General features: G+C 72.6%; 19 protein-coding genes. 16 read left to right on the forward strand and 3 right to left on the reverse strand.

Annotation, left to right across the window (positions count from 1 at the left end; genetic code table 11):
* The first annotated feature begins 9 nt into the window (after nucleotides 1-9).
* The 10 genes from guaB (at nucleotide 10) to K329_RS0107450 (ending at nucleotide 13,273) form a co-directional block, all read left to right on the forward strand.
* Complete coding sequence (gene guaB, locus K329_RS0107405; RefSeq protein WP_028472537.1) at nucleotides 10-1,512, forward strand: IMP dehydrogenase; 1,503 nt, start codon at nucleotides 10-12, stop codon at nucleotides 1,510-1,512.
* Nucleotides 1,509-2,255: a response regulator transcription factor gene (locus K329_RS0107410; RefSeq protein ID WP_028472538.1), complete on the forward strand. Its 747-nt coding sequence runs from the start codon at nucleotides 1,509-1,511 to the stop codon at nucleotides 2,253-2,255. The genes guaB and K329_RS0107410 overlap by 4 nt, the downstream gene beginning before the upstream one ends.
* Nucleotides 2,252-3,490, forward strand: a complete 1,239-nt coding sequence (locus tag K329_RS0107415) for a HAMP domain-containing sensor histidine kinase (RefSeq protein WP_052336529.1) — start codon at nucleotides 2,252-2,254, stop codon at nucleotides 3,488-3,490. Before K329_RS0107410 ends, K329_RS0107415 begins: the two co-directional genes overlap by 4 nt.
* 116 nt (nucleotides 3,491-3,606) lie before the next feature.
* Nucleotides 3,607-4,374, forward strand: coding sequence for a DUF4232 domain-containing protein (locus K329_RS0107420; protein ID WP_052336530.1), 768 nt, complete (start codon nucleotides 3,607-3,609; stop codon nucleotides 4,372-4,374).
* Between the two features lie 67 nt (nucleotides 4,375-4,441).
* Nucleotides 4,442-5,548 carry a GuaB3 family IMP dehydrogenase-related protein gene (locus K329_RS0107425; RefSeq protein WP_028472541.1) on the forward strand — a complete coding sequence of 369 codons (1,107 nt, stop codon included), beginning with the start codon at nucleotides 4,442-4,444 and terminating at the stop codon, nucleotides 5,546-5,548.
* A 55-nt stretch (nucleotides 5,549-5,603) separates the two neighbouring features.
* The gene (locus K329_RS0107430; protein WP_028472542.1) at nucleotides 5,604-7,331 is read left to right on the forward strand and encodes a glycerol-3-phosphate dehydrogenase/oxidase; all 1,728 of its coding nucleotides are present in this window, start codon (nucleotides 5,604-5,606) and stop codon (nucleotides 7,329-7,331) included.
* Nucleotides 7,332-7,433: 102 nt separating this feature from the next.
* Nucleotides 7,434-9,050: a succinic semialdehyde dehydrogenase gene (locus tag K329_RS0107435; protein ID WP_028472543.1), complete on the forward strand. Its 1,617-nt coding sequence runs from the start codon at nucleotides 7,434-7,436 to the stop codon at nucleotides 9,048-9,050.
* A complete protein-coding gene (locus K329_RS0107440) occupies nucleotides 9,047-10,780 on the forward strand; it encodes a GMC oxidoreductase (protein ID WP_028472544.1) in 1,734 nt (577 codons plus the stop codon). The genes K329_RS0107435 and K329_RS0107440 overlap by 4 nt, the downstream gene beginning before the upstream one ends.
* 304 nt (nucleotides 10,781-11,084) lie before the next feature.
* Nucleotides 11,085-12,680, forward strand: a complete 1,596-nt coding sequence (guaA, locus tag K329_RS0107445; RefSeq protein WP_028472545.1) for a glutamine-hydrolyzing GMP synthase — start codon at nucleotides 11,085-11,087, stop codon at nucleotides 12,678-12,680.
* A gap of 245 nt (nucleotides 12,681-12,925) precedes the next feature.
* On the forward strand, nucleotides 12,926-13,273 hold the full coding sequence (locus K329_RS0107450) for a hypothetical protein (RefSeq protein ID WP_028472546.1): 348 nt from the start codon (nucleotides 12,926-12,928) through the stop codon (nucleotides 13,271-13,273).
* 27 nt (nucleotides 13,274-13,300) lie between these two features.
* Here the strand turns inward: K329_RS0107450 and K329_RS0107455 are convergent, their stop codons facing one another.
* Entirely contained in the window at nucleotides 13,301-14,503 is a 1,203-nt protein-coding gene (locus K329_RS0107455; protein ID WP_028472547.1) for an ROK family transcriptional regulator, read from the reverse strand.
* A gap of 168 nt (nucleotides 14,504-14,671) precedes the next feature.
* Here K329_RS0107455 and K329_RS0107460 point away from each other — a divergent pair, with 168 nt between their 5' ends.
* The 4 genes from K329_RS0107460 to K329_RS0107475 all read left to right on the forward strand — a co-directional run bounded on the left by K329_RS0107460 (nucleotide 14,672) and on the right by K329_RS0107475 (nucleotide 19,238).
* Nucleotides 14,672-15,754: a substrate-binding domain-containing protein gene (locus tag K329_RS0107460; protein ID WP_028472548.1), complete on the forward strand. Its 1,083-nt coding sequence runs from the start codon at nucleotides 14,672-14,674 to the stop codon at nucleotides 15,752-15,754.
* A complete protein-coding gene (locus K329_RS25330) occupies nucleotides 15,751-16,638 on the forward strand; it encodes an ATP-binding cassette domain-containing protein (RefSeq protein ID WP_425411473.1) in 888 nt (295 codons plus the stop codon). The genes K329_RS0107460 and K329_RS25330 overlap by 4 nt, the downstream gene beginning before the upstream one ends.
* Nucleotides 16,635-17,864 (forward strand): sugar ABC transporter permease, encoded by a 1,230-nt coding sequence (locus tag K329_RS0107470; protein ID WP_028472549.1) that lies wholly within the window; start codon nucleotides 16,635-16,637, stop codon nucleotides 17,862-17,864. The genes K329_RS25330 and K329_RS0107470 overlap by 4 nt, the downstream gene beginning before the upstream one ends.
* 75 nt (nucleotides 17,865-17,939) lie before the next feature.
* Entirely contained in the window at nucleotides 17,940-19,238 is a 1,299-nt protein-coding gene (locus tag K329_RS0107475; RefSeq protein ID WP_084541153.1) for a cytochrome P450, read from the forward strand.
* 151 nt (nucleotides 19,239-19,389) lie between these two features.
* Here K329_RS0107475 and K329_RS0107480 read toward each other — a convergent pair whose 3' ends face one another.
* Both K329_RS0107480 and K329_RS0107485 read right to left on the reverse strand, forming a co-directional pair.
* Nucleotides 19,390-21,981: a bifunctional FO biosynthesis protein CofGH gene (locus K329_RS0107480; RefSeq protein WP_028472551.1), complete on the reverse strand. Its 2,592-nt coding sequence runs from the start codon at nucleotides 21,979-21,981 to the stop codon at nucleotides 19,390-19,392.
* A 118-nt stretch (nucleotides 21,982-22,099) separates the two neighbouring features.
* Nucleotides 22,100-23,254: an acyl-CoA dehydrogenase family protein gene (locus K329_RS0107485; protein ID WP_028472552.1), complete on the reverse strand. Its 1,155-nt coding sequence runs from the start codon at nucleotides 23,252-23,254 to the stop codon at nucleotides 22,100-22,102.
* A gap of 160 nt (nucleotides 23,255-23,414) precedes the next feature.
* On the opposite strand from K329_RS0107485, the gene K329_RS31445 reads away from it, so the two are divergent.
* Together K329_RS31445 and K329_RS0107495 are read left to right on the forward strand one after the other, a co-directional pair.
* Nucleotides 23,415-24,215, forward strand: coding sequence for a MerR family transcriptional regulator (locus tag K329_RS31445; protein WP_052336531.1), 801 nt, complete (start codon nucleotides 23,415-23,417; stop codon nucleotides 24,213-24,215).
* A 37-nt stretch (nucleotides 24,216-24,252) separates the two neighbouring features.
* Nucleotides 24,253-25,047: an HAD-IIA family hydrolase gene (locus tag K329_RS0107495; RefSeq protein WP_028472553.1), complete on the forward strand. Its 795-nt coding sequence runs from the start codon at nucleotides 24,253-24,255 to the stop codon at nucleotides 25,045-25,047.
* The last annotated feature ends 31 nt before the right edge of the window (nucleotides 25,048-25,078 follow it).

A 25,078-nucleotide genomic window follows, 5' to 3' on the forward strand; every position in this document is an offset into this window, starting at 1 on the left:
GATGGCGCGGTGGAGATCCCCGACAAGTTCGCGGCCCTCGGGCTGACCTACGACGACGTCCTGCTGCTCCCGGGCTACTCGGACCTGGCGCCGGACGAGATCGACACGTCGAGCCGGCTGACGCGCGGCATCTCGCTGCGCGCGCCCCTCGTCTCCGCGGCGATGGACACGGTGACCGAGTCCCGGATGGCCATCGCCATGGCCCGCGAGGGCGGCATCGGCATCCTGCACCGCAACCTCTCGGTCGACGACCAGGCCTACCAGGTCGACCTGGTCAAGCGCACCCAGACGGGCATCATCTCCAACCCCGTCACGATCGGTCCCGACGCGACGCTGGAGGAGCTCGACCGCATCTGCGGCGAGTACCGCGTCTCCGGGCTGCCGGTGGTCGACGCGGGCAACACGCTGCTCGGCATCATCACCAACCGCGACCTGCGGTTCACCCCCGTCAACGACTGGGCGACCACCAAGGTCGACGAGATGATGACGCGGATGCCGCTCATCACCGGCCACGTCGGCATCAGCCGCGAGGACGCCACGGCCCTGCTGCGCAAGCACAAGCGCGAGCGCCTCCCGCTCGTCGACGGCGACGGCAAGCTCGCCGGCCTCATCACCGTCAAGGACTTCGTGAAGTCCGAGCAGCACCCGAACGCGTCGTACGACGCCGACGGCCGCCTGCTCGTGGGGGCGGCGATCGGCTACTTCGGCGACGCCTGGGAGCGCGCCACCCGCCTCATCGAGGCCGGGGTCGACGTGCTCGTGGCCGACACGGCCCACGGCCACGTGCGGATGCTGCTCGAGATGGTGCAGCGCCTCAAGAGCGACCCCGCCACGCGCCACGTGCAGGTCATCGGCGGCAACGTCGCGACCCGGGCGGGTGCCCAGGCGTTCGTCGACGCGGGCGTCGACGCCGTCAAGGTCGGCTTCGGCCCGGGCTCCATCTGCACCACCCGCGTCGTCACCGGCACGGGCGTGCCGCAGGTGACCGCGGTCTACGAGGCGTCCCTGGCCTGCCAGCCCGCCGGCGTGCCGGTGATCGCGGACGGCGGCCTGCAGCAGTCGGGCGACATCGCCAAGGCGCTCGTCGCGGGCGCCGAGACCGTCATGATCGGGTCGCTGCTCGCGGGCTGCGAGGAGTCGCCGGGCGAGCTCGTCTTCGTCAACGGCAAGCAGTACAAGGCGTACCGGGGCATGGGCTCGCTGGGCGCGATGAGCAGCCGGGGCAAGAAGTCCTACTCGAAGGACCGCTACTTCCAGGCCGAGGTCACGAGCGACGACAAGATCGTGCCCGAGGGCATCGAGGGCCAGGTCGCCTACCGCGGGCCGCTCTCGGCCGTCGCCCACCAGCTCATCGGTGGCCTCTCGCAGTCGATGTTCTACGTGGGGGCGCGCACCATCCCCGAGCTGCAGGCCAAGGGCCAGTTCGTCCGCATCACGTCGGCCTCCCTCAAGGAGAGCCACCCCCACGACGTCCAGATGATCGCCGAGGCGCCGAACTACACCGGTCGGTGACCGCGCCCGTGGCCCGCCGCGTCCTCCTCGTCGAGGACGACGCGGTGATCGGGGAGGCCACGTCGCTGCACCTCGAGCGCAGCGGCCACGCGGTCACGTGGGTGACCGACGGCCTCGACGCCTGGTCGGCGTTCACCGAGGCGGGTGCGGCGTACGACGTGGTGGTCAGCGACGTGATGCTGCCGGGTCTCGACGGCGTGACGCTGTGCCGCCGGATCCGTGAGGTCTCCACCCTCCCCGTGCTGCTGCTGTCGGCGCGCAGCGACCCGGTCGACGTCGTCGGCGGGCTCGAGGCGGGGGCCGACGACTACGTGACCAAGCCCTTCGACGTCCAGGTCCTCCTGGCGCGGGTGCGCAGCGTGCTGCGGCGGGCCGAGCCGAGCCCGCCCGCCTCGTCGGCCGCGTCCGGCGGGCCCGCGGGCGCGGCGGTGCCGGGGGCGAGCGGCGGCCCCGGGGCCGTCGAGCGGTACGGCGACGTCGAGCTCGACCGCCGCGCCCTCACCGTGCGCGTCGGCGGCGCGCCCGTGGCGCTCACGCCGACCGAGCTGCGGCTGCTGCTCGAGCTCGCGGACGCGGCCGGTGCCGTGGTCTCCCGCTCGGCCCTGCTGAGCCGGGTGTGGGACCACGACGAGTGGCACGACGACGCCCACCTGGTGAACGTCCACGTGCAGCGGCTGCGCGCGAAGATCGGTGCCGACGCGATCGAGACCGTCCGCGGCTTCGGCTACAAGCTGGTCCGGTGAGCCTGCGGCTGCGGATCGCCACCACGATCACGGGCGTCGTCCTGGTCGCGGTGGCGGCCCTCGGCGTCGCGGTCCACCTGCTCGTGGTGCTCGACCGGGTCCACGAGACGCGCGCGAGCGCGGACGAGCGGATGCGCACCGCCATGGAGATCTACGAGCGCACGGGCCTGCTCAGCTTCGACGCCCGGGTCGACGACCCGGACCTGCCGGGCGAGGTGGCCGACGAGGTCGAGGCCGACGGGTCGCGGGCGACCCTCGTGAGCGGCGGCGGCACGCGGGAGCTCTGGGCGGCGGGCCGGGTCGGCGACGAGGTGCTCAGCACGCGCACCACCTTCCGCCCCGCCGACGCCCAGGTGGCCGCCGTCGACCGCGCCCTCGTGCTCGCGGGGGCCGTCACGGTGGTGCTCGCGGCCGGGGTCGGCCTGCTCGTCGCCGGCCGGCTGGCGCGGCGCCTGCGGGTGGCCGCGCGGACGGCCCGCTCCGTGGCCGGCGGCGGCGACCCCGGTGCGCTGCGTGCCGCGGTGGGCGACCGGCGCGACGAGGTCGGTGACCTCGCCGACGCGGTCGACGCGATGGCGGCCCGGTTGGCGTCCCGGCTGCGGGCCGAGCAGCGCTTCACCGCGGACGTCGCCCACGACCTGCGCACCCCGGTCACGGGCCTCGCCACCGCCGCGGCGCTGCTCGACGACTCCCGGCCCGCCCAGCTCGTGCGCGAGCGGGCCACCACGCTCGCGGGGCTCGTCGAGGACCTCCTCGAGGTCTCCCGCCTCGACAGCGGGGGAGAGGTGGCCGACCTCGACGTGCTCGACGTGCGCGAGGCGGTGCTCGGGTCGGTACGGCGCGGGGTCGCCACCGGCGAGTACGACGCGGCCGACGTCGTCGTCCGCACCGGCGACGAGCCGGTGCTGGTGCAGACCGACCCGCGGCGCCTCGAGCGCGTGCTCAGCAACCTGGTGCGCAACGCCGTACGGCACGGTGCGCCGCCGGTGGAGGTCGTGCAGACGGGGTGCGAGGTGGTCGTCCGCGACCACGGGCCCGGCTTCCCGGAGCCGCTCCTGGGCGACGCGCCGGACGGCGTACGACGGCTGTCGGCGTCGTCGCGGCGCACGGGCGGCACCGGTCTCGGGCTGGTGATCGCGACGGGCCAGGCCGCCGTCATCGACGCCCGCCTGAGCCTCGACAACCCGCCGGACGGCGGGGCCAGGGCCCGCCTCGTGCTGCCCGCCGACCGGTGAGCCCGACGGACCTCACGGCCGGGTCACGGCGGCCTCACAGGACCGGGACCCGACCGCTCCCCGGTCGCGACCTCGACGGCACGGCACCGAGACCGACCGGGTCTAGCGTCGCCGACATGGAGACGAACGAGAACCCCCAGGCGTCCCGCACCCGCACCCGCACCCGCGCCCGCACCGGTCGGCTGCTGCCGCTCGCCGCCGTCGCCGTGCTGTCGGCGGCCGTGCTCGCGGGCTGCGGCAACGGCCTGTCGGGGTCGGGCGGCGACGGTGACGCCGTGAGCGAGCCCTCCGGCGCGGCCACGACGTCGACCGGGACCCCGTCCACCCCGTCCACCACGCCCGCCGCGCCGGCGACGTCGGCCGACCCGGGCGCGTCGGGCACGAGCGGCCCCGCGCCCACGACCACCCCCGGGGACGACGCCTCGGCGCCGGCCGAGGAGGGCTCCTCCGCCTCGGCGAGCACCTGCGCGGTGGACGAGCTGCGCGTGGGCGTGGAGGCCGACGAGGGCGGCGGTGCCGCCGGCAGCAGCTACCTCCTGGTGACCTTCGAGAACACGGGCGACCGCACCTGCGTGGTCGACGGGCACCCCGGCGTCTCGTTCGTCGGCGGCAGCGACGGCACGCAGGTCGGCGAGGCGGCGGACCGCACGGGTCAGGTCGCGCCCGTGCGCCTCGCCCCGGGCGACGTCGGCACCGCGCTGCTCCAGGTCGCGAACGCGGGCAGCTTCGACGCCGCCGCGTGCGCCCCGACGACCGCCGACGGCTTCCGGGTCTACCCGCCCGACTCCCGGGCGAGCGTCTTCGTGCCGTACGACGTGCAGGCCTGCCAGGGCGACATCGGCCAGAGCCAGCTCACGGTCTCGCAGGTCACGCCCCGGTCCTGAGCGGCCCCGGCGGCCCGCGCCCGCGACGGTGGCGAGGCGCGGGCCGCGCAACAACTACGCTGACCCCGTGACCGAGATCGAGATCGGCCGGGGCAAGCGCGCCCGACGGGCCTACGCGTTCGACGACATCGCCATCGTGCCGTCCCGCCGCACCCGGGACCCCGAGGAGGTGAGCGTCGCCTGGCAGATCGACGCCTACCGCTTCGAGATCCCCGTGGTGGCGGCGCCGATGGACTCCGTGATGAGCCCCGACACCGCGATCGCGCTCGGCCGCGCGGGTGGCCTCGGGGTCCTCGACCTCGAGGGCCTCTGGACGCGGTACGACGACCCGACGTCGCTGCTGGCCGAGGTCGCCGGGCTCCAGGGCACCGCTGCGACCGCACGCCTGCAGGAGATCTACTCCGAGCCGGTCAAGGCCGAGCTGATCACGGAGCGCGTGAACCAGATGCGTGACGCCGGGGTGACGGTCGCGGGCTCGCTCTCGCCGCAGCGCACCAAGGAGTTCGCGAAGACGGTCGTCGACGCCGGCGTCGACATGTTCGTCATCCGGGGCACGACCGTGAGCGCCGAGCACGTCTCGAGCCAGGCGGAGCCGCTCAACCTCAAGGAGTTCATCTACGAGCTCGACGTGCCCGTCATCGTGGGCGGCTGCGCGACGTACCAGGCGTCGCTGCACCTGATGCGCACCGGCGCGGCCGGCGTGCTCGTCGGCTTCGGTGGCGGCGCGGCCCACACGACCCGCACCGTGCTCGGCCTCTCGGTGCCCATGGCCTCGGCGGTCGCCGACGTGGCCGCGGCCCGCCGCGACTACCTCGACGAGTCGGGCGGGCGCTACGTGCACGTCATCGCCGACGGCTCCATCGGCACGTCGGGCGACCTCGCGAAGGCGATCGCCTGCGGCGCCGACGCCGTGATGGTCGGCTCCCCGTTCGCCCGCGCCAGCGAGGCCCCCGGCCACGGCTTCCACTGGGGCGCCGAGGCCTGGCACCCGCAGCTGCCGCGCGGCCAGCGCGTCGCGTTCGACACCGTGGGCACGCTCGACGAGGTGCTCTTCGGGCCCTCCAGCGTCGCCGACGGCACGATGAACCTCGTCGGCGCGCTGCGCCGGGCGATGGCCACGACCGGCTACACGGAGCTCAAGGAGTTCCAGCGCGTGCAGGTCGTCGTCCTCTAGCCACCGCTCCGCTCGCTCCCCGGGCGGGCGACCGCCCGGGTGGCACGATGGACGCATGAGCGCGACACGATCCGGAGAACTCGGTCCCGCCGCCCGCGAGGCCGCCATCGCGGCCATGTCCGGCACCACGGCGGGTGACCTCGACGTGCTGGTCGTCGGCGGTGGCGTCGTCGGCGCGGGCACGGCGCTCGACGCCGTCACCCGGGGCCTCACGACCGGCCTCGTGGAGCAGCGCGACCTGGCGTCCGGCACGTCCAGCCGCTCGAGCAAGCTCGTGCACGGCGGCCTGCGCTACCTCGAGATGTTCGACTTCGGGCTCGTGCGGGAGGCGCTCGAGGAGCGCGGCCTGCTCCTCACCCGCCTCGCGCCGCACCTCGTGACGCCGGTGCCGTTCCTCTACCCGCTCACGAAGACCTACGAGCGCCCGTACGTCGGGGCCGGCCTGGTGCTGTACGACACCATGGCCGCGCTCGGCAAGTACGACATGGGCGTGCCTCGCCACCGCCACCTCTTCCGCAAGCAGGTCGCCCGCATCGCGCCCGACCTGCGCACCGACAAGCTCACCGGGGCGATCCGCTACTACGACGCCCAGGTCGACGACGCCCGCCTGGTGATGTCGATCGCGCGCACGGCGGCCTCCCACGGCGCCCACGTGGCGACCCGCACCAAGGTCACCGGCTTCCTGCGCGAGGGCGCCCGCGTCGTCGGCGTGACGGCGCGCGACCTCGAGAACGACGTCGACTTCGAGATCCGCGCCCGGGTGGTCGTCAACGCCGCCGGGGTCTGGACCGACGAGATCCAGGACATGGTCGGCGGCCGCGGCGCGCTGCACGTGCAGGCGTCGAAGGGCATCCACCTCGTGGTGCCGCGCGACCGGATCCGCTCCGAGACCGGCTTCATCATGAAGACCGAGAAGTCGGTGCTCTTCGTCATCCCGTGGGGCCGGCACTGGATCATCGGCACCACCGACACCGCGTGGGACCTCGACAAGGCCCACCCGGCCGCGTCGAAGGCCGACATCGACTACGTGCTCGCGCACGTCAACACGCTGCTCAAGGAGCCCCTCGACCACTCCGACGTCGAGGGCGTCTACGCCGGGCTCCGGCCCCTGCTCACCGGCGAGTCGGAGCCGACGTCGAAGATCTCGCGCGAGCACACGGTCGTCACGCCCGTGCCGGGCCTCGTGATGATCGCCGGCGGCAAGCTCACGACGTACCGGGTGATGGGCAAGGACGCGGTGGACGCCGCCGCCCACTCGCTCACCACCGCCGCCAACACGACCGTGCGCGAGTCGATCACCGACCGCGTGCCGCTGCTGGGCGCCGACGGCTTCGAGACGCGCTCGAACCAGCGCGTCATGCTCGCCCGTCGCGCCGGCCTGCACGTGGCGCGCATCGACCACCTCCTCGGCCGGTACGGCGGGATGATCGACGACATCCTCGACCTCGTGTCCTCCCGCAAGGCACTGGCGCAGCCGCTGCCGGGCGCCGAGGACCACCTGGCCGCCGAGATCGTGTACGCCGTCACCCACGAGGGCGCCCGCCACCTCGACGACGTGCTGACGCGTCGCACCCGCATCTCGATCGAGACCTTCGACCGCGGCACCGAGGCGGCGCCGTACGTCGCCGAGCTGATGGCGGGCGAGCTGGGCTGGGACGAGGCGCGCAAGGCCGAGGAGGTCGACCACTACCTGCGACGGGTGGAGGCCGAGCGCCAGAGCCAGCGGAAGCTCACCGACCAGGAGGCCGACGAGGCCCGCGTGAGCGTGCCCGACCTGCTCTGAGAGGGCCGCCGGCGGCACTTGACATCTGCTCGAGGACTGTCAAATCCGGCCAACAGTTACCGAGGGGTAGAACGGGAGACGCCGCTCACATACTCTCGGTACATGAGCAACTCGACCCCCGCAGGTGGCCCCCTCGTCACGGGGCCCGGCGACCCCGAGCTCGACCCCACCGCGTCGTACGCCATCGAGCCCGACGAGGTCGCCGCACTGACGGCCCGCATCGTCTCCACCAGCGGTGAGTCGGTCGGCACGCGCTCCCCGCTGGACGGCGCGCCGCTCGCGCACATCCCGCAGTCCTCCGACGCCGACGTGCGCGAGGCCTTCGTGCGCGCCCGCCGCGCCCAGGTCGCCTGGTCGCGCACCTCGGTCGAGCACCGCCAGCAGGTGCTGCTGCGCCTGCACGACCTGGTGCTCGACCGCCAGGAGGAGATCTCCGACCTGGTGGTGCTGGAGTCGGGCAAGGCCCGCAAGGACGCGTTCGACGAGGCGCTCCACATCGCGCTCACGGCCCGCTACTACGGCCGCACGCTCCACCAGCACCTCGGCACGGGCCGGGTGCCCGGGGTCTTCCCGGTGCTCACCCGGGTCGAGGTGAACCACGTGCCCAAGGGCGTCGTCGGCATCATCTCGCCGTGGAACTACCCGTTCACGATGGCGCTGTGCGACGGCATCGCGGCCGTGGCCGCCGGCAACGCGGTGGTCGCCAAGCCCGACTCGCAGACCACGCTCACGGCGCTGCTCGCGGCCCAGCTGCTCACCGAGGCCGGCTTCCCGGCCGACCTCTGGCAGGTCGTCGCCGGGCCGGGCTCGCGCGTCGGCGGGGCGATCATCGCCGAGGCCGACTACGTGAGCTTCACGGGCTCGACGGCCACCGGTCGCAAGGTCGCCGCGCAGGCGGCCGAGCGCCTCATCGGCTGCTCGCTCGAGCTGGGTGGCAAGAACCCGATGCTCGTGCTGCGCGACGCCGACGTGGAGAAGGCCGCCGAGGGCGCGACCCGGGCGGCGTTCTCGAACGCGGGCCAGCTCTGCGTCTCGATCGAGCGGATGTTCGTCGCCGACCAGGTCTACGACCGCTTCGTCGACCGGTTCGTCGCCCGCACCGAGGCGATGACCCTCGGCGCCACGCTCGCGTGGGGCAACGACATGGGCTCGCTGATCTCGCAGGACCAGCTCGACACCGTGACCGCCCACGTCGAGGACGCGGTGGCCAAGGGCGCCACCGTGCTCGCCGGCGGCAAGGCCCGGCCCGACCTGGGCCCGTTCTACTTCGAGCCGACGATCCTCGAGGGCGTCACGCCCGAGATGACCGTGTTCGGCAACGAGACGTTCGGCCCGGTCGTCTCGCTCTACCGCTTCGGCGACGAGTCCGACGCGATCGCGCGCGCCAACGACGGGGAGTACGGCCTCAACGGCTCGATCTACAGCCAGGACGGCGCTCGCGCCCGGTCGCTCGCCCGCCGCATCAAGTGCGGCACGGTCAACGTCAACGAGGCCTTCGCCGCCACCTTCGCCTCGCTGGCCGCCCCGATGGGGGGCATGCGGGAGTCGGGCATGGGCCGCCGGCAGGGCGCCGAGGGCCTCCTGCGCTACACCGAGACGCAGTCGGTCGCCACCCAGCGGCTGATGCGCTTCGGACCCTCGTTCGGGATGTCCGACGAGGCCTACGCCGCCTTCATGACGAGGAGCCTGCGGGTGCTGAAGAAGCTGGGCCGGGCATGAGCGCCCGTCGCGAGTTCGACTACGACGTCCTGGTCGTCGGCTCCGGGTTCGGGGGCTCGGTCACCGCGCTGCGCCTGACCGAGAAGGGCTACCGCGTCGGCGTGCTCGAGGCCGGCGCGCGGTTCGAGGACGGCGACTTCCCGGCCACCTCGTTCGACCTGAAGAAGTACCTCTACCTGCCCGAGGCGGGCATGTACGGCATCCAGCGCATCGACATGATCAAGGACTGCATGATCCTCGCCGGCGCGGGCGTCGGCGGCGGCTCCCTGGTCTACGCGAACACGCTCTACGAGCCGCTCGACGCGTTCTACCGCGACCCGTCGTGGTCGCACATCACCGACTGGAAGCAGGAGCTCGCGCCGTACTACGACCAGGCCAAGCGCATGCTCGGCGTCGTCGAGAACCCGGTGCGCACCAACAGCGACGACGTCATGCAGAAGGTGGCGGAGGAGATGGGGGTCGGCCACACCTACCACCCCACCCCGGTCGGCGTGTTCTTCGGCGGTCCCGAGCACGGCGGCGCCGAGGCCGGCGGCGGCCAGGAGGTCGACGACCCGTTCTTCGGCGGCGCGGGCCCGCGCCGTACGACGTGCGTGGGCTGCGGCGAGTGCATGACCGGCTGTCGCCACAACGCCAAGAACACGCTGGTGAAGAACTACCTCTACCTCGCCGAGCAGCAGGGCGCCCGCGTCCACCCGATGACGACGGTGACGCGCGTGCGGCCGCTCGACGGCGGGGGCTACCGGGTCGACGCGCGCTGGACGAAGGCGAAGCTCTCGCGCCGTACGGCGACGAAGTCGTTCACCGCCGAGCAGGTCGTCTTCTCGGCGGCCGCGCTCGGCACGCAGAAGCTGCTCCACAAGCTGAAGGTGACGGGCGACCTGCCCCGCATCTCCGACCGGCTCGGCATGCTGACGCGCACGAACTCCGAGGCGATCCTCGGCGCCCTGGCGCCCGACCTCTCGACCGACTACAGCAAGGGCGTCGCGATCACGTCGTCGTGGCACCCGGACGACGTCACCCACATCGAGCCGGTGCGCTACGGCAAGGGCTCGAACGCGATGGCGCTGATGCAGACGGTGCTCACCGACGGCGACGGCCCCGGCCCCCGCTGGCAGACCTGGCTCAAGGAGCTGTGGCGCCAGCGGCGCAACGTGCTCGACCTCTACGACATGAAGCACTGGTCGGAGCGCACCGTCATCGCGCTCGTGATGCAGACGCTCGACAACTCGATCACGACGGTGCCGAAGCGCACGCCGTTCGGGTGGCGGCTCTCGTCGCGCCAGGGTCACGGGGCGCCCAACCCGACGTGGATCCCGGTGGCGAACGAGGCCGTGCGCCGCATGGCGAAGCAGGTCGACGGCACCCCCGGCGGCACGATCGGCGAGCCCTTCAACCGGCCGCTGACCGCGCACTTCATCGGCGGCTGCACCATCGGCGACTCGGCCGAGAGCGGCGTGGTCGACCCCTACCAGCGGCTCTACGGCTACGAGGGCCTGCACGTGGTCGACGGCTCGGCGATCTCCGCGAACCTGGGGGTCAACCCGTCGCTGACGATCACCGCCCAGGCGGAGCGCGCGATGGCCTTCTGGCCCAACAAGGGCGAGGCCGACGAGCGGCCCGCGGTGGGGGCGTCGTACGAGCAGGTGCGCCCCGTCGCGCCGCGCTCGCCCGTCGTGCCGGAGGCCGCGCCGGGGGCGCTGCGCCTGCCCATCGTCGGCGTGAGCTGACCGCGCGGGGCCGGTCGTCCGCGTCCGTCGAGATTCGTCATGACGGGGGCGTAACCGGCCCCCCGGGGGCTCGTTGTGCGGGATGGGTCCGGCACGTTTGCTCCCTCCCAGTCCGGGCCCTGGTCCGACGCGCTGCTCTGCAGTCGAGCGGACCTCCAGGGCCCGGCCACCCTCCCTCCCCGGCCGGGCCCTGGAGCGCGTTCCAGGGGTCCCCGCCGGGTCGGCGCGGGGCCGAGGGCGCCGATAGACTCCGCGGCGCGGCCCGCGAGGGTCGCGGCCCGCCCGCCCGCTCGAAAGGCCCCTGATGACCGTCGGCACCCCCGACCACGACCTCGTCCTGGTCGTCGACTTCGGCGCCCAGTACGCCCAGCTCATCGCGCGGCGCGTGCGGGAGGCGCGGGTCTACTCCGAGATCGTGCCGCACACGATGCCGGTCGAGGAGATGCTGGCCCGCAACCCGAAGGCGATCGTGCTCTCCGGCGGTCCGTCGTCGGTGTACGCCGAGGGGGCCCCCGGCATCGACACCGGCCTCTTCCAGGCGGGCACCCCCGTGTTCGGCATGTGCTACGGCTTCCAGCTGATGGCGGCCGGTCTCGGCGGCACCGTGTCGCCGACGGGCGCGCGGGAGTACGGCCGCACCGAGGTGCGGATCGCCGAGGCGGGCACCCTGCTCGCCGACCTGCCGACCGAGCACCGGGTGTGGATGTCGCACGGCGACTCCGTCACCGAGGCCCCGGCCGGCTTCACCGTCCTCGCGTCGAGCGACGTCACCCCCGTCGCCGCGTTCGAGGACACGGCGCGCGGCCTCGCGGGCGTGCAGTGGCACCCCGAGGTCCTGCACTCCGAGCACGGCCAGCAGGTGCTCGAGCACTTCCTGTGGAACATCGCCGGCTGCCGCCAGACCTGGACGATGGTGAACATCGTCGAGGAGCAGATCGAGAAGATCCGCACCCAGATCGGCGAGCGCGGCCACGCGATCTGCGGCCTCTCGGGCGGCGTCGACTCCGCGGTGGCGGCCGCCGTCGTGCAGCGCGCCATCGGTGACCGGCTCACCTGCGTGTACGTCGACCACGGCCTCATGCGCCAGGGCGAGACCGAGCAGGTCGAGCGCGACTTCGTGGCCGCCACGGGTGTCGACCTCAAGGTCGTCGACGCCGAGGAGCGCTTCCTCGCCGCGCTGGCCGGCGTCAGCGACCCGGAGGAGAAGCGCAAGGTCATCGGGCGTGAGTTCATCCGCGTCTTCGAGGCGGCCCAGGCCGAGGTGCTCGCGCCGTTCGTGGAGCGCGGCACCGCCGACGAGGGCGACGACGTCGCCTTCCTGGTGCAGGGCACGCTCTACCCGGACGTCGTCGAGTCGGGCGGTGGTGCCGGTACGTCGAACATCAAGTCCCACCACAACGTCGGCGGGCTCCCGGACGACCTCCAGTTCGAGCTCGTCGAGCCCCTGCGCACCCTGTTCAAGGACGAGGTGCGCCTCGTGGGGGAGCAGCTCGGCCTGCCGCCCGAGATCGTGTGGCGCCAGCCGTTCCCGGGCCCGGGCCTGGGCATCCGGATCATCGGTGCGGTCGACCGGGAGCGCCTCGACATCCTGCGCGCCGCCGACGTGATCGCCCGCGAGGAGCTCACCGCCGCCGGCCTCGACCGCGACGTCTGGCAGATGCCCGTCGTGCTCCTGGCCGACGTCCGCTCGGTCGGCGTGCAGGGCGACGGCCGCACCTACGGCCACCCCATCGTCATCCGGCCGGTCAGCAGCGAGGACGCGATGACCGCCGACTGGTCCCGCCTCCCGTACGACGTCATCGAGCGCATCTCCACCCGCATCACCAACGAGGTGCCCGAGGTGAACCGCGTCGTGCTCGACGTGACGAGCAAGCCCCCGGGCACCATCGAGTGGGAGTGACGCCCCGCGCGAGCTGTCGCGTCTGCACCGTCTGACGGTGCCGAGCCGGCGCGTCTGCATCGCGTGACGGTGTCGAGCTGTCGCGTCTGCATCGCGTGACGGTGTCGAGCTGTCGCGTCTGCACCGTCTGACGGTGCCGAGCCGGCACTTCTGCGACGTCTGACGGTGCCGAGCCGGCGCGTCTGCACGACCCCACCCGGCCGATCTCGCGGACGGATGGGGCGGGGGCGTCCTACCCTCCCTCCATGGACCTGCAAGCCGCCCTGGCGTGGACCGTCATCGGGGCGATCCTCGCGGCGCTCGTCGCGCTGATCGCGGTCCGGTGTGCCCACGCGTTCCGCGAGGGGCTGCGCGGTCCCGTGTCGCCCCCGGCGCACCACCCGCACGCCGCCATCGTGTACCGGTTCTGCCACGAGCGGGGCGGGGTCGGCGTGGAGCTGCGCACCCAGCGCGCCGGGATCGACGGCGCCAAGGCCGGGGCGGCCGTGCTGACGGGCGGGGCATCGCTCCTGGCCGTCGGCCTCGCCGGTGAACGCAGGGTGCGCCGGCTGACCTGCACGACCTGCGCGATGTCCTGGGACGACCTCGCCTGAGCGGCCGGCCGGGGGAGGGCCTCCGGGTCAGTCGAGCTCGGTCAGCTCGAGCAGCTCGGTGCGCTCGGCGGCGAGCAGCACGGCGCCGACGAGCGAGGCCCGCTCACCCAGCTCGCTGAGCAGCACGGGCGTGCCGGCGACGGCGTCGAGCACGTGGCGGCGCAGCTCGCGCCGTACCGACTCGAGCAGCAGCTCGCCCGCGCGGGCCATGTCGCCCCCGACGACCACCAGGGCCGGGTTGAGCAGGTTGACGACGCTCGCGAGGCCCCAGCCGAGGTGGCGACCGGCGTCCTCGATGGAGCGCTGGGCGGAGACGTTGCCGGCGTGGGCCGCGGCCACGACGTCGTCGAGGGTCGCGTCGGGCAGCTGGGCCTTCATCATGCCGAGGATGGTGGCCACCGAGGCGTAGGCCTCGAGGCAGCCCCGGCTGCCGCAGCGGCAGACGGGCCCGTTCTCGTCGAGCGTGAGGTGGCCGATCTCGCCGGCCGCGCCGCCGTTGCCCTGGAACAGTTGGTTGTCGATGATGATCCCGGAGCCGACGCCCGACGAGATCTTCACGAAGACCGACGAGTCGTGGCCGCGGGCGACGCCGTTGCGGTGCTCGGCGAGCGCTCCGAGGTTGGCGTCGTTCTCGACGCAGACGGGCACCCCGAAGGTCTGCTCGCACGCCTCCATCGCGTCGACGCCCACCCAGCCCGGCAGGATCGCCGCCGAGCGCACGACCCGGTCGCTGATCGGTGCCGGCAGGCCGAGGCCCACGGTGCGGACGCTGCTGCGCTCGATCCCGGCCTCCGCCAGCAGCTCGTCGAGCAGCGCGTCCGCGAACCGGAGCCCCTCCTCGTGCTGGTGCACCGAGGGCAGACGCCCCCGCCGCTCGTGGAGCAGGCGGCCCGTGAGGTCGCCGATCGCGACCGCGACGTGGCTGTGGCCGAAGTCGACACCGGCCACGACACCGGCCTCCGACGACAGCCGCACGACCGTGCCCCGACGCCCGCCGCCCGGCTCGGTCGTCACGAGCCCGACCGTGCCGAGCTCGCGGATGATGTTGGACACCGTCGCCGGCGCCAGCCCCGTCACCCGGGCGAGCTCGGCCTGGGTGAGCACGGTCGCGTCCGTGTCGTCGGGCGCGCCCCCCGCCGTACGCAGCACGTCGAGCACACGACGGGTGTTCGTCGTGCGCAGCGTGGCGGTGGAGCCGGGCGCAGGGCCCCGGACGTCGGCGGTGGACACGGCGGTAACTGTGGCGGCAAGGCGCTTTGCCGTCAAGACATGTCCGAAACTAGACCGATTCACCCCGAATGACGATTCTTGCGTTCAAGTCTTGACGGCAAGTCCTGTGAGGCACAACACTCCACCTGTTCCTACGCAGCGCCGCTGCACGTCACCGAGGAGAAACGCATGCCCACCAAGTTCCAGCGCGTCGCCATCACGTCGGCCGCGATCCTCGTCGGCGCCGGCGGCCTTGCCGCCTGCGGCGCGAACGACGCCCAGTCGGGCGACGGCGGCGGCGAGGGTGGTGGCGGTTCCACCATCGCCCTGCTCCTGCCCGAGTCCAGCACCACCCGCTACGAGGCCTTCGACAAGCCGCTGTTCGAGGCCAAGGTCGCCGAGCTGTGCGACGACTGCGAGGTCATCTACTTCAACGCCGACCAGGACGAGGCGAAGCAGACCCAGCAGGTCGACTCCGCCATCTCCCAGAACGCCGACGTGATCGTGCTCGACCCGGTCAACGGCGCGGGCGCCGGCGGCATGGTCCGTACGGCGCAGGAGGCCGACACCCCGGTCATCGCGTACGACCGCTTCATCGAGGGCGCGGACTACTACCTCTCCTTCGACAACGAGACCGTCGGCCGCATGCAGGGCGAGGCGCTCATCGAGGCCACCGGCGACCAGGGCGGCATCCTCATGCTGAACGGCGCCCCGAGCGACCCGAACGCCGCGCAGTTCAAGGCCGGCGCCCACGAGGCGATCGACGCCAGCGGCCTCGAGATCCTCGCGGAGTACGACAACCCCGACTGGAGCCCGCAGAACGCCCAGCAGTGGGCCACCGACCAGCTCGCGCGCTTCGACGCCAGCGAGATCGCGGGCGTGTACGCCGCCAACGACGGCCAGGCGGGTGGCGTCGTCTCGGCGCTGACCGGTGCGGGCGTCGACCCGACCGCCCTGCCGCCCATCACGGGCCAGGACGCCGAGATCGCCGCCATCCAGCGCATCCTCGCGGGTGAGCAGGAGATGACGATCTACAAGCCCATCCCGATCGAGGCCGAGAAGGCCGCCGAGGTGGCCGTGGCGCTCGCCCAGGGCGAGGAGATCACCGACACCGAGGACTACGAGGGCGTCGCGTCCTTCATCTTCGACCCGATCGTGGTCACCGCCGACAACGTCGCCGACACCGTGATCGCCGACGAGTTCTACACGGTCGACCAGATCTGCACCGAGGACTACGCCGACGCCTGTGCCGAGGCGGGGCTCACCTCGTGACCTCTCCCGACCTGACCAAGACGCAGGCCTCGCCTGCGTCGGACCGAGCCGGCCGGGGCGACCCGGCCGGCTCGGGCCTGGCCCTCTCCCTCTCGGGCGTGGGCAAGCGCTTCGGCGCGGTCCAGGCGCTCTCCGACATCTCGATGGAGGTGGCGGCCGGTGAGGTCGTCGCCCTCGTCGGCGACAACGGTGCCGGCAAGTCGACGCTGGTGAAGATCATCGCCGGCGTCTACCAGCCCGACGCGGGCGAGATCCGCCTCGACGGCAAGCCGGTCAGCATCGCCGGTCCGCGTGGCGCGCAGAACCTCGGGATCGCCACGGTGTTCCAGGACCTCGCGCTCTGCGACAACCTCGACGTGGTCGCCAACCTGTTCCTCGGCCGGGAGCGCCGTCAGCTCGGCGTGCTCGACGAGGTCAGCATGGAGCAGGAGGCGTGGCGCCTGCTGCGTCGTCTCTCCGCCAAGATCCCGTCGGTCCGCATCCCGATCGCGGCCCTCTCGGGCGGTCAGCGGCAGACCGTCGCCATCGCCCGCAGCCTGGTCGGCGACCCCGGCATCGTCATCCTCGACGAGCCGACCGCCGCCCTGGGCGTCGCCCAGACCGCCGAGGTGCTCGCCCTCGTGCGCCGCCTCCGGGAGACCGGTCTCGGCGTCATCCTCGTCAGCCACAACATGTCCGACGTGCTCGCGGTCGCCGACCGCATCGAGGTCCTGCGCCTCGGGCGCAACGCCGCCAGCTTCCGGGCCGCCGACGTCAGCGTCGAGCAGCTCGTCGCGGCCATCACCGGTGCCAGCGAGCGTGACCGCGCCGAGCGGGGCGAGGCCCCCATCGGCGGAACGCAGCAGACCAAGACCGTGGACGCACCCGCAGGAGAGACCTCATGACCGTCGCCGCCGACCTCGCCGACGAACGGCTCGTCCAGTCCAAGGGGCTGGGGGGCGCGCTCGACCTCGTGTGGCGCCGGCTGCGCGGCGGTGACCTGGGCAGCCTGCCCGTCGTCATCGGGCTGATCGTGATCTGCGCGGTCTTCTACAGCCTCGACCCGCGGTTCCTCTCGTCGTTCTCGCTGGTCAACATCCTGGCCTACGCGGCGCCGATCGGGATCATCTCGCTCGGCATCGTCCTGGTGCTGCTGCTGGGGGAGATCGACCTCTCGGTGGGCTCCGTCTCCGGGATGGGTGCCGCCGTCATGGCGGTGCTCGTCGTCAAGGAGAGCCAGTCGCTCGTGCTCGGCATGGCCGCGGGCGTCGGGGTCGGCGTCGTCGTCGGCCTCGTCTACGCGCTGCTCTACACGAAGCTCGGCATCCCCAGCTTCGTGTTCTCCCTCGCGGGTCTCCTGGGCTTCCAGGGCGTGCTCCTCTACATCCTGGGCAGCGACGGCACGATCAACCTGCCGCCGAACTCGGGGCTCATCGAGTTCGCGCGGTTCAGCTACCTGACGGGCACCGCGGCGTACGTCGCGGTGGCGCTCGTCGTGGCGCTGTACGTCGCGGGCGGTCTCTGGAAGGTGCGCCAGCGCAAGCGCGCGGACCTCTCGGCGCCCTCCCTCGTCACGCTCGGCGTCAAGGCGGGCCTGCTCGCGCTCGGCCTGGGCTGGCTGACCTGGTACCTGGGCGTCGACCGCGGCTGGAGCTACCTGTTCCTGCTGTTCGCCGCCCTGGTGGTCGGCATGGACCTCATGCTGCGCCGTACGCGCTGGGGACGCCACGTCTTCGCCGTCGGTGGCAACGAGGAGGCGGCCCGCCGCTCGGGCGTGAAGGTCGGACGCATCTACGTCTCGGTCTTCGTGCTCACCTCGACGCTCGCCGCCCTCGGCGGGGTGCTGGCCGCGGGTCAGCAGACGTCGGTGTCGCAGGCGACGGGCACGACGGACACCAACCTGATGGCCATCGCGGCCGCGGTGATCGGCGGCACCAGCCTCTTCGGTGGTCGCGGGTCGGCGTACTCCGCGATGCTCGGCATCATCGTGCTGCAGGCCATCCAGTCCGGCCTGAACATCGTCGGCGTGGACTCGTCGGTGCGGTTCATGGTCACCGGCGCGGTGCTCCTGCTGGCGGTGGCGATCGACTCGATCGCCCGCCGGGCCCGCTCCTCGAGCGGACGCGGCTGAGACACGCCGTACGGACGGTCGGCCCCGGAGGGCGTGGAGACGCGCCCTCCGGGCAGACTGACGCTCGTGAGCAAGATGATCGGGGTCCTGGACGGTGTACGGACGCGCGTCCTCTCGGGGGTGCGCGGCGTCGTGATGCGCCAGGCGGCGGGGCGGGTCGACCTCTCGAGGGTCGACAAGATCCCGCCGACGCTGGGCTGGCCGCTGCAGCGCGACGGCATGGACTCGCCCGCGCGGCTCGACGAGATGCGCACCGAGGCCCCGGTGCAGAAGCTCACGACCTTCCTGGGCCTCAACGTCTGGCTCGTGACGGGGTACGACGCGGGCCACGCCGTCCTCGTCGACCAGACGTCCTACTCGACCGACATCCGCCCGTACGTCGGCAAGTCGGGGGCCTCGGACGGTGACATCGGCGGCCTCGGGTTCACCGACCCGCCCGACCACACCCGGCTCCGCAAGTTCCTGACGCCCGAGTTCACCCGGCGTCGCCTCCAGCGGCTCGAGCCGCTCATCGACGCGATCATCGACCGTCAGCTCGACGAGATCGAGGCCGCCGCGAAGGCCTCCGACGACGGTGTCGTCGACCTCGTGCCCCTCTTCGGCTTCGCCGTCCCGTTCCTCGTCATCTGCGAGCTGCTCGGCCTGCCCGACGAGCGCCGCGAGACCTTCCGCGAGCTGGGCTCGGCCCGCTTCGACGTCACCGGCGGCGGCAACGCCGTGCTCGGCGCGATCTCGGGCTCCCGCGAGTTCCTGCTCGCCGAGACCGCCCGCCAGCGCCACGACCCCGGCCCCGGCCTCATCGGCCAGATCGTGCGCGACTTCGGCGACGAGATCAGCGACTACGACCTGGGCGGGCTCGCCGACGGCGCGTTCACGGGCGGCATGGAGACCAGCGCCGGGATGCTCGCGCTGGGCACCGTGGTGCTGCTCGAGCACCGCGAGCACTGGGAGGCGCTCGTCGCCGGCGAGGCCGACGTCGACGCCGTCGTGGAGGAGCTGCTGCGCTACCTCTCCGTCGTGCAGATCGCGTTCCCGCGCTTCGCGAAGACCGACGTGGTCGTCGACGGCCAGCCGATCAAGAAGGGCGACGTCGTGCTGGTGCACCTGCCCGCCGTCGACCGCGACCCGGCCTTCGGGGGCTGCCCGGTCGACTTCGACCCGCACCGCCCGTCGAAGTCCCACCTCGCCTTCGGCCACGGCATCCACCGCTGCGTCGGCGCCGAGCTGGCCCGCGTCGAGCTCCGCAAGGCCTACCCGGCGCTCGCGAAACGCTTCCCCGCGATGACCCTCGTCGACGGCAGCGACGACCTCGAGTACTTCGGGCAGTCGATCGTGTACGGCGTCGAGAAGCTGCTCGTCCGTCCGCTCGGCTGAGGCCGCCCCGCCGAGCTGTCGGGTCTGCACGCTCCGGACCCGCCGAGTTGTCGGGTCTGCACGGCAGTCGCGACAACTCGACGCTCCTCAGCGGTGCAGACGCGACAGCTCGGCGCCCTGCGCCGGTGCAGACGGGACAGCTCGGCGGGGCTCAGTAGGTCGTGCGGCGCTGCACCACGGGCCGGTCGATGCCGGCGCCGATGGTGACGAGCTCCTCGACGGTCTTGGCGGAGCCGTGCTCGGAGCCGGCCATGCGGGAGATGGTCTCCTCCATGAGCGTGCCGCCGAGGTCGTTGGCGCCCGCCTGGAGCATCATCCGGGTGCCGTCGACGCCGAGCTTCACCCACGAGGTCTGGATGTTGTCGATGCGTCCGTGGAGCAGGATCCGGGCCATCGCGTGCACGGCGAGGTTGTCGCGCAGGGTCGGGCCGGGGCGCGCGACGCCGGCGAGGTAGATCGGCGCGGAGGAGTGCACGAACGGCAGCGGCACGAACTCGGTGAACCCGGTGCGGCCCTCGGCCAGTGACGCGTCCTGGATGCGGGAGAGCACCCGGAGGTGGCCGACCCAGTGGCGCGGGTTGTCGACGTGGCCGTACATCATCGTCGAGGTCGTCGGGATGCCCACGCGGTGCGCGGTCGAGATGACGTCGATCCAGGTGGCGGTGGGCAGCTTGCCCTTGGTGAGGATCCAGCGGACCTCGTCGTCGAGGATCTCCGCGGCCGTGCCCGGGATGGAGTCGAGACCGGACTCGCGGGCCTTGATGAGGAAGTCCTCGAACGACAGCCCGGTGCGCGACGAGCCGTTGACGATCTCCATCGGGCTGAAGGCGTGCACGTGCATGCCCGGCACCCGGGTCTTCACGGCGGCGGCGATGTCGAAGTACGCCGTGCCCGGCAGCTGCGGGTCGATGCCGCCCTGCATGCAGACCTCGGTGGCCCCGAGGTCCCAGGCCTCCTCGGCGCGGTCGGCGACCTGGTCGAGCGAGAGCGAGTAGGCGTCGGCGTCGGTACGGCGCTGCGCGAACGCGCAGAACCGGCAGCCGACGTAGCAGACGTTGGTGAAGTTGATGTTCCGGTTCACCACGTAGGTGACGTCGTCGCCGACGGTCGCGCGGCGCAGGTCGTCCGCGAGCCCGGTGACGGCGCGCAGCAGGTCGCCCTCGGCGTTGATGAGGGTGAGCGCGTGGGCGTCGGAGAGCCCGCCCGGGTCGCGCTCGGCGGCTGCCAGCGCCTCGCGGCCCTCGGCCAGCGACACGGACGGAGCGGTGACGCCCGCCGCGGGCGCCGAGACCGGGCCCCCGTCGCCGGGCGTCGAGACGACGGCGGCAGCGCGCCGTACCTCGTCCCAGTCGCCGTACACGGTGTCGAAGTCGGAGCGACGGTCCTCGGTGCGGCCCTCGGTGTCGACCTCGCTGTGCAGGTCGACGCGGCCGTAGCCGGCGGCCTCGAGCGAGGGGTCCGGCTCCTGCCAGGCGCGACCGACGGGCCGCACCTCGCGTACGGCGAGGCCCGCGCGCTCGGGCGAACGGGTGCCCGGGTCGGCCAGCGCCGCGACGTGGCCGAGCACGCGTGGGTCGATCCAGGCCTCCTCGCGCACCAGCGCGCCCACGACGTACTCGGGGTGCACGGTGAGCCGGGGCTCGAGGGCGAAGCCGCAGTCGGCGGTGATCTGGCGCAGCCGCTCCAGGGAGGGCCAGGGACGCTCGGGGTTCACGTGGTCGGGGGTGAGCGGCGAGACGCCGCCCCAGTCGTCGACGCCGGCCTCGAGCAGGGCGCGGCACTCGGCGAGGTCGACGAGGTTCGGCGGCGCCTGCACGCGGGCCTTGGGGCCGAGCACGATGCGGGTGACGGCGATCGCGGCGCGGTACTCGTCGAGCCCGAGGTCGCCGGAGTGGCGCATCGCCGTGTCGGGCTTCGCGCGGAAGTTCTGGACGATCACCTCCTGCACGTGGCCGAACTGCGCGGAGACCCTGCGCAGCGCGAAGATCGTGTCGGCGCGCTCCTCGATCGTCTCGCCGATGCCGACGAGGATGCCGGTGGTGAAGGGGATGCCCAGGCGACCCGCGTCCTCGAGCACCCGCAGCCGCACGGCCGGGTCCTTGTCGGGGGAGCCGTGGTGGGCCTCGCCCTTGGTCTCGAACAGCCGCCGCGAGGTGGTCTCGAGCATCATGCCCATCGACGGCGAGACCGGCTTGAGCCGGTTCATCTCCTCCCACGACATGACGCCGGGGTTGAGGTGCGGCAGCAGCCCGGTCTCCTCCAGCACCAGAACCGCCATGGCGCGCACGTAGGCGAGCGTCGTGTCGTAGCCCTGCTCGTCGAGCCACGCCTGCGCCTCGGGCCAACGGTCCTCGGGCCGGTCGCCGAGGGTGAACAGCGCCTCGAGGCAGCCCAGCTCCGCACCCTGGCGGGCGATGTCGAGGATCTCGTCGGGGGAGAGGTACGGCGAGCGCCCCTCCCGCTCGGCCTGCTTGGGGGTCTCCACGAACGTGCAGTAGTGGCAGCGGTCGCGGCACAGCCGCGTCACCGGGATGAACACCTTCGGTGAGTACGTCACGACCCCCGGGCGCCCCGCGCCGACCAGGCCCGCATCACGCACCCGGGCGGCGACCGCGGTCAGGCGGTCGAGGTCCTCGCCGGTGGCGGCCAGGAGGACACCGGCCTCGGCCGCGTCGAGGGCCGCGCCACGCTCTGCTCGGGCGAGTGCGCGTCGTACCTGCTGGGGGGTGGGAGACGTCACCAGTGCAGCCTAATGTGCGCATCAATTGTGTGGACGGCGGCCCACGCACTGGTCACGGACCGGTGCGGGGCCGCCGGTCGCGCGAGGACGGTCGCCGTGCGGGCGGGGTGGAGGCCGGGGCTCATACCCCCAGCATGCGCCCGATGATCTCCTTCTGGATCTCGGTCGTGCCGCCGTAGATGGTCTGGATGCGGCTGTCGACGTAGGCCTTCGCGATGGGGTACTCCATCATGTAGCCGTAGCCGCCGTGCAGCTGCACGCCCTGGTCGACGAGCTTCTTCTGCAGCTCGGTCGTCCACCACTTCGCCATCGACGCGAGCGACGGGTCGACCTCGCCGCGGTTGTGGCGCATCACGCAGTCGTTCACGAAGACGCGGGCGATGTGCACCTCGGTGGCCATCTCGGCGAGCAGGAAGCGGTTGTGCTGGAACTTGCCGATCGGCTTGCCGAACGCCTCGCGCTCCTTGGCGTAGCTCAGGCACATCTCGAGCACGCCCTCGCAGGCGGCGACGGCGATGGTGGCGATGGAGAGGCGCTCCTGCGGCAGGTTCACCATGAGCGAGATGAACCCGGAGCCCTCCTCGCCGAGCAGGTTCTCCTTCGGCACGACGACGTTGTCGAAGAACAGCTCGGCCGTGTCCTGCGCCTTGAGGCCGATCTTGTCGAGGTTGCGGCCGCGGGTGAAGCCCTCCATGCCGCGCTCGACGACGAGCAGGCTGATGCCCTGGTGGCCGGCGTCGGGGTCGGTGCGCGCGACGACGATCACGAGGTCGGCCATGATGCCGTTGCTGATGAACGTCTTCGAGCCGTTGAGCACGTAGTGGTCGCCCTTGTCGACGGCCGACGTGCGGATGCCCTGCAGGTCGGAGCCGGCGCCCGGCTCGGTCATCGCGACGGAGGTGACGATGTCGCCCGAGACGCAGCCGGGCAGCCAGCGCTGCTTCTGCTCCTCGGTGCCGAGGGAGGAGATGTAGGGGACGATGATGTCGGTGTGCACGGGGAACCCGATGCCGCTGGCCAGCGACCGGCTCAGCTCCTCCGCGACGATCATGTTGTAGCGGAAGTCCTTGAGGCCCATCCCGCCGTACTGCTCCTCGACGTCGAAGCTGAGGATGCCCTGCGCGCCGGCCTTGCGCCACACCTCGCGGTCGACGATGCCGTCCTTCTCCCACTGGTCGTGGAAGGGCGTGACCTCCTTGGCGACGAAGGCGCGCACCATGGCGCGGAAGTCCTCGTGCTCGGTGTCGAGGATGTCGGCGGCGCTGGCGGTGGGCATGCGGGCTCCTTCGTGGGCGAGGCGTCGTGCGGGGCGGACCAGATGTGACATCTCAACTGTTACAGCAGAACTGTCAGCATGCAAGCGGTACGGCGTGACGGGCCCCCGTCGACGCGCCGCAGATTGCCTCCGCCGCCGCGACAGCCCTACTGTCACCGTCGTGACCGCCACCCCCGCCCCGTCCGCCGACGCCCCCGACCCGGGTGACCGGACGGCCGACGAGACGGCCGAGCTCACGATCGACGAGCTCTCGGCGAAGGTCGGCACGACGGTGCGCACGACCCGCTACTACGCCTCCCTCGGGCTGATCCCGCCGCCCGTACGGCGGGGGCGCGTCGCCTACTACGGCGACGCCCACGTGGCGCGGCTCGAGATGGTGCGGGCGCTGCAGGACCACGGCTTCACGCTCCAGGCCATCGAGCGCTACATGACCTCGCTGCCCGCCGGCGCCTCCACGGAGGACCTCGCGCTGCAGCGCGCCATGCTCACGTCCTGGACCACCGAGCCGCCCGAGCGCGTCACCTGGCGCCAGGTCGAGAAGCGCGCGCGCCGCCCGCTGTCGGAGGACGACATGCTCACCCTGGTCGCCCTCCGGGCCGTCGAGCCCGCGGAGAGCGACGGCGAGGGCGGCGACGCCGACGACGGCGGCAGCGCGACGTACGTGCTGCTGCCCGGCTTCGACCTCGGCGTCGAGATGCTGGGGGTCGAGGTGCCCACGGCGAGCCTGGTGGCCGCGAGCGAGATCATCGACCGCCACATGACGGCCCTGGCCGACGAGCTCACCGAGGTGCTGCGCGAGCAGGTGGTGCGGCCGTACCGCGCCGAGCCCCACACGGCCGCCGAGGCCGCCCGCATGGAGGCCACCGTCGCCAACCTGCGGCGCGTCACGCTCGAGGGCGTGGTGGTCGGGTTCCAGCGGGCCGCGAACCAGGTCATCCAGCGCTCGCTGAAGCGGCGCTGAGCCCCGCGGCGCTTGACGTCGGCGCCACGATGGAGCCATGAGCGAACCCCGCCTTATCGAGACCTGGCTGACCGACATGGACGGCGTGCTCGTCCACGAGGAGGAGCCCATCCCCGGCGCCGCGGAGTTCATCGCGGCGCTCGTCGGGTCCGGGCGCGAGTTCCTCGTGCTCACCAACAACTCGATCTACACCCCGCGCGACCTGCGGGCCCGCCTGCTCGGCAGCGGCATCGACATCCCCGAGCACCGTATCTGGACCTCGGCGCTCGCCACCGCGCAGTTCCTGCTCGACCAGCGCCCGAACGGCACCGCGTACGTCGTGGGCGAGGCGGGGCTCACCACGGCGCTGCACGACGTGGGCTACGTGCAGACCGACCGCGACCCCGACTACGTGGTGCTGGGGGAGACCCGCACCTACTCGTTCGAGGCGATCACGAAGGCGATCCGGCTCATCGACGGCGGCGCCCGCTTCATCGCCACGAACCCCGACGCCAGCGGCCCCAGCCAGCAGGGCAAGCTGCCGGCCACGGGCGCGGTCGCGGCGCTCATCAGCACGGCGACGAACCGCCAGCCCTACTACGTCGGCAAGCCGAACTCGCTGATGATGCGCAGCGCGCTCAACCGGCTCGAGGCGCACTCCGAGACGACCGTGATGGTCGGCGACCGGATGGACACCGACATCATCGCCGGGCTCGAGGCGGGCCTGCGCACGGTGCTCGTGACGACGGGCTCGACGACGCGCGAGCAGATCGAGCTGTTCCCCTACCGGCCGACGCGCGTCAAGGACTCCGTGGCCGACCTCGTCGACCTCGTGGAGAAGGGCGAGATCTGACGCCTCGCCCCGTCCCGTCCTGCCCCGCGCA

Source organism: Nocardioides alkalitolerans DSM 16699 (assembly GCF_000426525.1).
Classification (GTDB): domain Bacteria; phylum Actinomycetota; class Actinomycetes; order Propionibacteriales; family Nocardioidaceae; genus Nocardioides; species Nocardioides alkalitolerans.

Coding starts and splice junctions, on each gene's coding strand:
- K329_RS0107420 (WP_052336530.1), top strand. CDS start 3,607: ATGGAGACGAACGAGAACCCCCAGGCGTCCCGCACCCGCACCCGCACC.
- K329_RS0107430 (WP_028472542.1), top strand. CDS start 5,604: ATGAGCGCGACACGATCCGGAGAACTCGGTCCCGCCGCCCGCGAGGCC.
- K329_RS0107435 (WP_028472543.1), top strand. CDS start 7,434: ATGAGCAACTCGACCCCCGCAGGTGGCCCCCTCGTCACGGGGCCCGGC.
- K329_RS0107440 (WP_028472544.1), top strand. CDS start 9,047: ATGAGCGCCCGTCGCGAGTTCGACTACGACGTCCTGGTCGTCGGCTCC.
- guaA (WP_028472545.1), top strand. CDS start 11,085: ATGACCGTCGGCACCCCCGACCACGACCTCGTCCTGGTCGTCGACTTC.
- K329_RS0107450 (WP_028472546.1), top strand. CDS start 12,926: ATGGACCTGCAAGCCGCCCTGGCGTGGACCGTCATCGGGGCGATCCTC.
- K329_RS0107460 (WP_028472548.1), top strand. CDS start 14,672: ATGCCCACCAAGTTCCAGCGCGTCGCCATCACGTCGGCCGCGATCCTC.
- K329_RS0107470 (WP_028472549.1), top strand. CDS start 16,635: ATGACCGTCGCCGCCGACCTCGCCGACGAACGGCTCGTCCAGTCCAAG.
- K329_RS0107475 (WP_084541153.1), top strand. CDS start 17,940: ATGATCGGGGTCCTGGACGGTGTACGGACGCGCGTCCTCTCGGGGGTG.
- K329_RS0107485 (WP_028472552.1), bottom strand. CDS start 23,254: ATGCCCACCGCCAGCGCCGCCGACATCCTCGACACCGAGCACGAGGAC.
- K329_RS0107495 (WP_028472553.1), top strand. CDS start 24,253: ATGAGCGAACCCCGCCTTATCGAGACCTGGCTGACCGACATGGACGGC.